Here is an 8,838-nt window from a genome sequence, read left to right as displayed (position 1 = left end):
CGGCACGCCCGGACCACCCACCCCGGAGGCCCCATGACGACCGTCGAGATCCCCGGCTCCAAGTCCGTCACCGCACGCGCGCTGTTCCTGGCCGCCGCCTCCCCGCCCGGGCCAGCACGGTCCGGGCCCGCCAGAGATGAGGAACCCGTGCCCGAGAGCAGCACCGGCGCGGCCCCCGAGGCCGCCGGCACCGACCGGCTGGCCTTCCGCGCCGCCACCTCCGCCGATGTGCCCGCCCTGCTGGACCTGGTCGAGTCCGCCTACCGGGGCGACACCAGCCGGGCCGGCTGGACCACCGAGGCCGACCTGCTGGCCGGGCAGCGCACCGACACCGAGGGCGTCACCGCGGCCGTCACCCACGCCGACGGCGTGGTGCTGCTCGCCGAGCTGGACGGCGAGCTGCTGGCCTGCTGCCAGCTGGAACGCCGGGGCGGGCGCGCCTACTTCGGCATGTTCTCGGTGCGCCCCGGCCGTCAGGGCGGTGGCCTCGGCCGGGCCGTGCTCGCGCGGGCCGAGCGGTACGCGGCCGAGGAGTGGGGGGTGGTCGAGATGGAGATGACGGTGATCGAGCAGCGCTCGGAGCTGATCGCCTGGTACGAGCGCCGGGGCTTCCGGCGCACCGGCGACTACTCGCCGTTCCCGTACGGCGACGAGCGCTTCGGCATCCCGCTCCGCCCCGACCTGCGGTTCGAGAAGCTGACCAAGGAGATTACCGTCCGGTAGTGGTGACATGACGTCAGGTGGTGTACGAATCTGACGTCATGTCAACTCCCTGACCTGGGGCGATGCCCGACCGTCCGGCCCGATGATCGATTGGTCCAGACCAACGTGAGAGGCTGACCGGCGAAAGGCCACGTTCCGTCCCAGCTCAGGGGGGCCATTCCGCATGCCCGCACACCATGGCAACGCCGTGTCAGCGCCCGACCGGGAACCGCACCACCCCGGGTACCGAATACCCGACGGCGGGCCCGAAAGCCGTCATGACAGCCAACTCGCCGACCGTCCCGGGGCGTCTCCCGGCACGCGTCCCGGCACCCGTACCGACACGCGTCCCGGTATCCGTCCCGACATGCGCGCCGACATGCGCGCCGACGACGACCTGTCGCGCCTGCCGAGTCCGCCCGACGACGAGGAGCTCTACTGGTACTTCGGTCCGCAGCGCCGCTGGGTGCTGCTCTGCGCCACCCTCTCCTACGCCGGCGCCACCGCGACACTCGGCCTGTTCGCGCTCAGCCGCCCGCTGCTCTGGCCGTTCCTCGCCCTCACCGTGCTCAACGCCGCGACCTGGCTGCTCTCCGTCGTCGACGGACAGCGCTCCCGCCGCTTCACCCGCGACTCGCACGACCTGCTGGTCCGGGCCTGGCGCCCCGTCCGGCACCCGGGCGTCGACCTCCTGCTGCCCACCGCCGGCGAACCGCTCGCCGTCCTGGACAACGCCTACCGGCACACCGCCGCCGTCCGGTGGCCCGGCGAGCTGACCGTCCTGGTCCTCGACGACGCCGCCCGGCCCGAGGTGCGTGAACTCGCCGAGTCCTACGGCTTCGAGTACCGCAGCCGCCCCGACCGGGGCCGCTTCAAGAAGGCCGGCAACCTCAACCACGGCCTGGTCGAGGGCACCGGCGACATCATCGCCGTCCTCGACGCGGACTTCTGCCCGCGCCCGGACTTCCTGCAGCACCTGGTGCCGTACCTCGACGATCCGGACATCGGCATCGTGCAGAGCCCGCAGTGCTTCGACACCGACGCCGGGATGTCCTGGCTCGAACGCGCGGCCGGCGCCACCCAGGAGATCTTCTACCGCTGGATCCAGCCCTCCCGGGACGCCCAGGACGGCACCGTCTGCTGCGGCACCAACGCGCTCTACCGGCGCGCCGCACTCGAACGCGTCGGCGGCTTCGCCGAGATCGACCACAGCGAGGACCTCTACACCGGCCTCTCGCTCGCCCGCGCCGGGTGGACCACCCGGTACGTGCCCGCGCTGCTCGCCAAGGGCATGTCGCCCACCGGCCTGCCCGCCTTCATCAGCCAGCAGTACCGCTGGTGCCTCGGCTCGCTGGCCCTGGTCGGGGATCCCGACTTCCGGCGCGGCCCGCTGCCCCGCTCGGCCCGGCTCTGCTTCTGGAACGGCATCCTCGGCTACCTCACCAGCGCGGTGAACGTCTTCGCCGTGCCGCTGCCGGCCCTGATCATGCTGTTCTTCCGCCCCGACGAGATCGCCCCCTGGCAGGTACTGCCGTTCCTGCCGCCGATCTGGGTCGCGCTCGTCCTGCTCCCCGCGATGTCCCGCACCCACTGGCGCTTCGAGGTCACCCGGGTCCAACTCCTGGGCGGGCTCTGCCATGTGGTGGCCATCGCGCACGCGCTGCGCCGCCGCAGCGCCGACTGGGTGCCCACCGGCGCCGTCTCCGGCGGCACCGCGCTGGCCCGTACCGTCGCCCGGATCGGCGTCGGCTGGCTCGGCCTGGTGGTCGTCGCGGGCGTGGTCGGACTCGTCCGCGCCGTCAACTCCTACGGCTGGCAGCCCTTCTGGGCGCTCGCCGGACTGCTCGCGCTCACCACCTACACGGTCGTTCCGCTGATCGGCGCGCTCTGGCCGCTGGTCCGCGGTGGCAACGGCGCCACCGTCGCGGACCTCGCCCGGCCGTCCGACCGTCAGGGCAACCGGCGGTCCGACCGTGCGTCCGACCTGCGCTTCGGGCCCGCCGAGGCGGTCGCCGTCACCGCGGTGCTGCTGCTCTGCGGCCTGCTGGCGTCCGGCTGGGCCGACCCGCTGATTTTCTGACGTTCCGTCAGTTCTACTTCCTCCCACGATCGTTACGCTTCGCCCTTCCTTGCGCGTCGCCCCACCGGCGCGGACTGCCGGCCGGCCGCCCCATCGGCCCGCCGGCCCCCGACCACCGCTGCCAGCCCCTGCAAGGAGCTTCGCCGTGCCCACGGCCGTACCACCAGGCGCCGAGCCGTCGCGCGCCCTCGTCCCGACCGACGTCCTCTCCTCCTCGTCCACCGCCGAACCTGTCACCGCTCGTGCCGGTGCCGCCGAGCCCACCACCGCTCGTGCCGGTGCCGCCCGGCCTGACTCGGCCGGACCCGCCACCGCCGGACCCGCCACCGCCGAAGCGCGGCCGAGGGCCGCCTTCCGCCCCGACATCGAGGGCCTGCGCGGCGTCGCCGTGCTCTCCGTACTCGCCTTCCACGCGGCCGTCCCCGGCCTCACCGGCGGTTACGTCGGCGTCGACGTCTTCTTCGTCGTCTCCGGCTTCCTGATCACCGGACTCCTCCTCGCCCGCCCCCTGGGCCTGTGGGACTTCGCCGCCCGCCGCGCCCGCCGCATCCTGCCCGCCGCCGCCGTGGTCCTGGTCGCCACCGCGCTGGCCGGCGGCGCCCTGCTCGACCCGCTGCGCGGCACCGACCTCGCCCGGGACCTGATCGCCGCCGCCGGACAGTTCTCCAACTGGCGCTTCGTCGGCCAGCAGACCGACTACCTGGCCGCCGAACACGACCCCAGCCCGCTCCAGCACTTCTGGTCACTGGGGGTGGAGAACCAGTTCTACCTGCTCTGGGGCGTCCTGCTGCTCGGCCTCGCCCGACTGTTCGCCGGACACCGCCGCCGCACCGTCACCGCCGCCACCCTGACCACCCTCGCCGTCGGCGGCGTCTCGCTGCTGCTCTGCGTCCGCTGGACGGCCGGCTCCGCGCCGCTCGGCTACTTCTCCACCGCGAGCCGCCTCTGGGAGTTCGCCGTCGGCGGCTGCGTCGCCCTCGCCGCACCGGCCCTGACCACCCGGCTCGCCCGCGGCGGCCCCGGCGCCCGCCTCGGCGGCGGGCTGCTGCGCGTCCTCGGCTGGGCCGGCGCCGCCGCGCTCCTCACCGCCGTCCTCCGGTACGACCGCGACACGCCCTTCCCCGGCGCGGCCGCCCTGCTGCCCGTGCTCGGCACCGCCGCCTTGCTGCTGGCAGGCCCCGCGCACCGCGCGCTCGCCGCCGGTGACGCCGGCCGACTGCTCGCCACCCGTCCGCTGCGGGCCGCCGGGCGCCTCTCCTACGCCTGGTACCTGTGGCACTGGCCGGTGCTGACCATCGCCCAGGCCCGCTGGGGCGCCCTGCCCTGGACCACGCTGGCCGCCCTCACCGCGGCCGCCGCCGTCCCGGCCTGGCTCACCCTGCGGCTGGTCGAACAGCCGCTGCGGTACGGCAGCAGCCCGGCCCCGCGACGGGGCCTCGCCGTCGGCGCCAGCGCCCTGGTCATCCCGCTGATCGCCGGCCTCACCCTGGGCGGCGGCACGGTCCGCGCGCTCGGCGACCCCGACCGCGCGGCCGTCGCCCCGGCCGGCGCGGTGGACGGCCCCGGCCTCCTCGCCCCCGGCACCCGAGTGCTGACGCTCACCCCCTCGCTCGCCCGGGCCCGCGAGGACTTCCCGCCCGGCAAGGGCTGCGAGATCCCGCTCGGCGCCGAGACCAGCCCGCGCTGCTTGTTCGGCGCGGAGTCCAGCCCCGACCGGATCGTGCTCATCGGCGACTCGCACGCCGGCCAGTGGATCTCCGCCGCCCTGGCGATGGCCGAGCAGCGGCAGTGGGCGCTGGAGGTGCTGGTCAAGCCGGGCTGCCCGCTGGCCACCCTGACGGTGCGCAACAACGTGCTCGGCCGCACCTTCGAGGAGTGCGACCGCTGGCGGGAGAACACCTTCACCCGGCTCACCTCCGGTCCCAAGCCCCGGCTGGTGCTGATGGCGGGCCTCAACCGGTACGGCGGCCAGGACGAGCGCACCGAGGGCTGGACCCGCACCCTCGACCGCCTCACCGCCCTCGGCACACCGCTCGCCTACCTGGGCGACACCCCGATGCCCGGCAAGGACATCCCGACCTGCCTGGCCGGCTCCGACGGCCGCTCGGACGCCTGCTTCTTCCCGCGCGGAACGGCCTTCGAACGCGACCCGCTGCTCGACGGCGGCCTCGCCGAGCGCTACCGGGTCCGGGCCCTGGACCTCGGCCCGCTGCTCTGCCCCGGCCCCGGCCCGGACTGCCCGGCCGTCCTGGAGGGCGTGATCCTCTACCGCGACACCGGCCACATCACCGACACCCTGGCCCGCGTCCTCGCCCCGCGCCTCGACCACGCCCTGCTCGGCCCCGGCGCCGTCTCCTGACACCCGGCCCGGCGACGTTTCCCGGCACCGTTTCCCGCAACCGTCTCCTGACACCCGGCCGCCCGCCCACCGCTTCCGGTGGGCGGGCGGCCCTCGTCGTCCTGCCGGACCGTTGCGCGCCGATCCCGGTCCCGGTCCCGCCTCAGCCGTAGATGCCTCGGCAGAGGCGGGCCTGCTCGGAGCCGGCCGGCCAGCGGCCGAAATGCTCGGCCTGGTCGCAGATCGTGCCGCCGCCCGCCCCTGCCCCCGCCCCCGGCGCGGCGGGCGCCGCCGCGGTGGGGGCGTGCGTGGGGGCGGGGGCGGCGGAATTTGCCGCGGGTGCCGGGGTGGGCGCCGGCGCGGCCGGGCTGCCGGGGGCGCGGGTCGCCCGGGTGGGCGCCGGGCGTGGTGAACGGCTCGGCTTCGGCCGGGGGCTTCCCGCGACGTCGCCCCCGTCGGTGCCGGGCACGGCCCCGGCCGGGGGGCCGCCCGCAACGACCTGGCCCGCCTCCGGCCCGCCGGGTGCCGGTGCGGGCGGCGGCGGGCCCTCGTTGCTCGTCGGCGACGGCAGCGGGGAGGGCGCCGGGACCGGCAGCAGACCGGTGGTCGGCGAGACGGCCGGGGACGGCGCGAGCGGCGGCGTCGTCGAGGGGCCGGGGAAGGCCACCACCCCGGACGACTCCTCGCCCGACCCGGGCCCGCACATCGCCAGCACCGCCGCCATCCCGGCGACGATCCCGACGGCGCTCGCCGCCCACGTCCGGCGGCGCCGACGCCGCTCCGCCGCGGTGGCCTCCGCCATCGCCTCCCACGGCGGTGTCGGGACGGGCACCGGAGGCGGGACCGGCACCGGCGGTGGCTGCCAGGCCGGGGTCGGCCACTGCCACTGCGCGGCGCCCGCGCCTGCCGCGCCCGCCGCTGCGCCTGTCGTCGGGGCCGCCGTCGGGGCCGCTCCTGCCGCCGCGACCGGACCGGTCCTCGGTCCGCCGCCCGCCGGGGTACTGCCGTCTGCCGCCTGCCCGCTCATGTCCTCGTCCTCCTGCCGTCGTCCACCGCCGCCCGTCCGCGCGTGGCCTGCCGGGTGGGCCGGGGTATGCCGGGTGGGCCGGATGGGCCGCTCCGCGCGGCGGCCGTCGCAGGCCCCCGCTCGCGCTGCTCAACGAGCCTGCCGACGGCGGGACATGACCCGGACGAGAGTTCCGGAGGGCGCCCCGGCCGGATCCGGGCCGCCGTCGTACGCTGCCTGCCGCAGCCCGGGTGCGCCGCCGGGAGGTCCGCCACATGCTGGGGGCATGGAAACGAACAACACGTCCGGTACGGCGAAACCCCTGGTCGAGGTCGCCGAGTTCCGCACCGACAGCCGGTACCGGCTGGTCCGTTTCGAGGGCCACGGCTGGGAGCCGCTCGCCCCGGAGGAGTTCGAACCGCGGATCCACCAGCTCTTCCCCGACCTCGACCCGCGCGATCCGGACCGCGTCCACTGGGTCGACCGGCCCTGGGAATGGCCGGCCTGGCACCCGGGTGAAGCCTGACCGCAGGTGTGAAGGGCGCCAGGTGTGATGTTGACGCGGCCCCTTGACGCGGTCCCTTTGACGCGGCGGTCCGGGCCGGGCCGTTCCAGCCTCGCGCGCAGGCAGCCAGGGCGGACAATTCGGTGGCCCGGTCCGGAGCGCGAGTGCGACGATCGCCGGATGGGTGCACTGGACGCGGTGGCGGCGAGGGTGGCCGGTGGGGCCGGGGTGGAGTTCCGGCCGAGTGGCTCGTCGATGATTCCGCTGATCCGCAGCCGGCAGTCGGTGCGCGTGGTCCCGGCCGATCCGTCGAAGCTGGAGGTCGGTGACATCGTGCTGGCCAGAGTCGCCGGCACGGTCTACCTGCATCTGGTGTCGGCCCTGGACCACGCCAGGAGGCGGGTGCAGATCAGCAACAACCGGGGCCGGGTCAACGGCTGGACCGGACACGACCGGGTCTTCGGCATCTGCGTCGCGATCGACGGCGTTCCCCGGCCCGGCGTGGCGGGGAAGTCCCGGCCCGCCGACCCGGACGGCGCCCGCTGAGCGGTCGCGGTCACCGGGCGGTCGTGGGCACGGGGCGGTCGCGGTCACCGAGTGGTCGTGGGCACCGGGCGGCCGCGGTCACCGGCCGAGCAGGGCCTTCAGGGTCCGCGCGGTGGCACGGGGGAAGGCGGTGTTCCCGTTGTGCCCGCCGGGGAAGGCGACCGGTTCGGTGCCGAGCAGTTCGGCCAGGGCCAGCGCGCAGCGGTAGGTGTGCACGTCCGGGCGGGTGGTGCGGCCGGTGGCGGGGAGGACGCGGGTGCCGGAGTGTCGCGCGGCGGCGGCCAGCTCGGCCGGGCCGAGCCCGTCGGTGGTGACGGCGGTGAACTCGGTGCCGATGAAGAAGTCGAAGTTGGCCACCCGGCGGGGCGTCATCGGCTGCGGGGTGAGGCCCTCCTCGGTGGTGTCGTGCCGGGGGTCGATGCCCAGGTGCCGGGCGATCGCGGGGAAGGCCGCCGCCGCGCCCCCGCTGGCGTGCGCCTCCTGGATGGCGAGGAGTTCCGCGACATGCTCGGCACGGTCCGCCGGGGGCAGCAGGTTCGGCACCACGGGCTCGTGCGCGATCAGGGTGCCGAGGACGCCCGGGTGACGGGCCAGCACCTGGAGGCCGATCGCGGCGCCCATGCTGAACCCGGCCATCAGGGCCGGCTCGGGAGCCGCCCCGCCGGTTCCGTCCGGGCCCGTGATCCGGGCGGCCTCGGCGAGCAGCAGCGCGACGTCGTCGGAGTGGTCGGCCATGGTGACCGGCCGGGCGGGGTCGTCGAGCGTGCTGCGGGAGAGGCCGCGGCGGTCGTAGGTGACGACGGTGAAGGTGTCCGTGAGGTGCGGGACGAGGTCGACGGTGCGGTCCGCGTCGCCCTCGCCGCTCTGCGAGAGCAGCAGGACGGGGCCGCTGCCCGCGATCCGGTAGTGGAGGGTGGCGCCGGGGACGGGGAGCGTGCCTTCGGTGGCGGTGCTCCCGGAAGCGGTGGTGGTGGTCATGGCGGTGGGTGTCCCTTCGGTGGCAGTGCCGGTGCTGTCAGGCCGGCCCGACCGACACTAGAGCATCGAGAAAGATGTATCAATAGAGATGCATCTAACTCGATCAATCTTTTTCAATGCATCGAGGCCGATGTAGCCTGGCGGCCATGAACGGAGTCGAGCTGTTCCTCCTGGGCCGCACGCTGATGAAGGTCGGTGAGCAGGCCATGCCCGAACCGGCCACCGGCTCGCGCGGCTCGGTCCGCTCGGTCCTGGTCACCCTGGGCGAGATCGTCGCCAGCCCGGGGACGACCGTCGGCGAGATCGCCGCCCGCACCGGTCTGCCGCAGAGTCAGGTCTCCACCGCCGTGGCTCGGCTGGTGGAGGCAGGCTCGGTCGAGACCGAGCCCGACCCCGCCGACCGCCGCCGACGGCTCGTTCGACCCGCCGCCGAACCCTCGGACCGGGTCGCCGAGGTCCGGACCGCCACCGTCGACGACGCCCTCGCGGCCGCCCTCGCCGGACCCGACGGCGCCGCCCCGGACCCGGCCGCCCTGCGGGCCGTCACCGAGGCGCTGGCCACCCTCGCCCGGCACCTCGCCCCCGGCCGCCCGGTCCCGCCGGTGGGGTGACTCCGCGCGGCCTTTGCCCGCTCGTTGGAACGGCCGTTCGTACGGCGTGGCTTCCGCTCCGGGCCGTGATCC

8 protein-coding genes are annotated in these 8,838 nt (G+C 75.5%); 6 read left to right on the top strand and 2 right to left on the bottom strand.

All coding sequences use genetic code 11. The features are described from left to right. Positions 1-147: 147 nt before the first annotated feature. The 3 genes from ADK60_RS05060 to ADK60_RS05050 all read left to right on the top strand — a co-directional run bounded on the left by ADK60_RS05060 (position 148) and on the right by ADK60_RS05050 (position 5,141). On the top strand, positions 148-723 hold the full coding sequence (locus ADK60_RS05060; RefSeq protein WP_234326369.1) for a GNAT family N-acetyltransferase: 576 nt from the start codon (positions 148-150) through the stop codon (positions 721-723). 346 nt (positions 724-1,069) lie between these two features. Beyond that, positions 1,070-2,782 carry a glycosyltransferase family 2 protein gene (locus tag ADK60_RS05055; protein ID WP_234370947.1) on the top strand — a complete coding sequence of 571 codons (1,713 nt, stop codon included), beginning with the start codon at positions 1,070-1,072 and terminating at the stop codon, positions 2,780-2,782. A 145-nt stretch (positions 2,783-2,927) separates the two neighbouring features. Next, a complete protein-coding gene (locus tag ADK60_RS05050; RefSeq protein WP_079008063.1) occupies positions 2,928-5,141 on the top strand; it encodes an acyltransferase family protein in 2,214 nt (737 codons plus the stop codon). A gap of 142 nt (positions 5,142-5,283) precedes the next feature. Here the strand turns inward: ADK60_RS05050 and ADK60_RS47445 are convergent, their stop codons facing one another. After that, a complete protein-coding gene (locus ADK60_RS47445; RefSeq protein WP_159400304.1) occupies positions 5,284-6,147 on the bottom strand; it encodes a hypothetical protein in 864 nt (287 codons plus the stop codon). 265 nt (positions 6,148-6,412) lie between these two features. Between ADK60_RS47445 and ADK60_RS05040 the strand changes: the two genes are divergently transcribed. Both ADK60_RS05040 and ADK60_RS05035 read left to right on the top strand, forming a co-directional pair. Further along, complete coding sequence (locus ADK60_RS05040) at positions 6,413-6,652, top strand: hypothetical protein (protein WP_045943134.1); 240 nt, start codon at positions 6,413-6,415, stop codon at positions 6,650-6,652. A gap of 159 nt (positions 6,653-6,811) precedes the next feature. Further along, positions 6,812-7,177: a hypothetical protein gene (locus ADK60_RS05035; RefSeq protein WP_053643567.1), complete on the top strand. Its 366-nt coding sequence runs from the start codon at positions 6,812-6,814 to the stop codon at positions 7,175-7,177. 78 nt (positions 7,178-7,255) lie between these two features. On the opposite strand, the gene ADK60_RS05030 is transcribed toward ADK60_RS05035, so the two are convergent. Further along, a complete protein-coding gene (locus ADK60_RS05030; protein ID WP_053643565.1) occupies positions 7,256-8,155 on the bottom strand; it encodes an alpha/beta fold hydrolase in 900 nt (299 codons plus the stop codon). 146 nt (positions 8,156-8,301) lie between these two features. Here ADK60_RS05030 and ADK60_RS05025 point away from each other — a divergent pair, with 146 nt between their 5' ends. Further along, entirely contained in the window at positions 8,302-8,766 is a 465-nt protein-coding gene (locus tag ADK60_RS05025) for a MarR family transcriptional regulator (RefSeq protein ID WP_053643563.1), read from the top strand. Positions 8,767-8,838: the final 72 nt, after the last annotated feature.

Origin of the sequence: Streptomyces sp. XY431, assembly GCF_001279805.1 — a bacterium.
Taxonomy (GTDB): domain Bacteria; phylum Actinomycetota; class Actinomycetes; order Streptomycetales; family Streptomycetaceae; genus Kitasatospora; species Kitasatospora purpeofusca.
This window is presented reverse-complemented; position numbering and strand designations above follow the sequence as displayed.

What these genes read in the sequence shown, in the direction of transcription:
- ADK60_RS05040 (WP_045943134.1), top strand. Translation starts at nt 6,413, where the DNA reads ATGGAAACGAACAACACGTCCGGTACGGCGAAACCCCTGGTCGAGGTC.
- ADK60_RS05030 (WP_053643565.1), bottom strand. Translation starts at nt 8,155, where the DNA reads ATGACCACCACCACCGCTTCCGGGAGCACCGCCACCGAAGGCACGCTC.
- ADK60_RS05035 (WP_053643567.1), top strand. Translation starts at nt 6,812, where the DNA reads ATGGGTGCACTGGACGCGGTGGCGGCGAGGGTGGCCGGTGGGGCCGGG.
- ADK60_RS05025 (WP_053643563.1), top strand. Translation starts at nt 8,302, where the DNA reads ATGAACGGAGTCGAGCTGTTCCTCCTGGGCCGCACGCTGATGAAGGTC.
- ADK60_RS05055 (WP_234370947.1), top strand. Translation starts at nt 1,070, where the DNA reads ATGCGCGCCGACATGCGCGCCGACGACGACCTGTCGCGCCTGCCGAGT.
- ADK60_RS47445 (WP_159400304.1), bottom strand. Translation starts at nt 6,147, where the DNA reads ATGAGCGGGCAGGCGGCAGACGGCAGTACCCCGGCGGGCGGCGGACCG.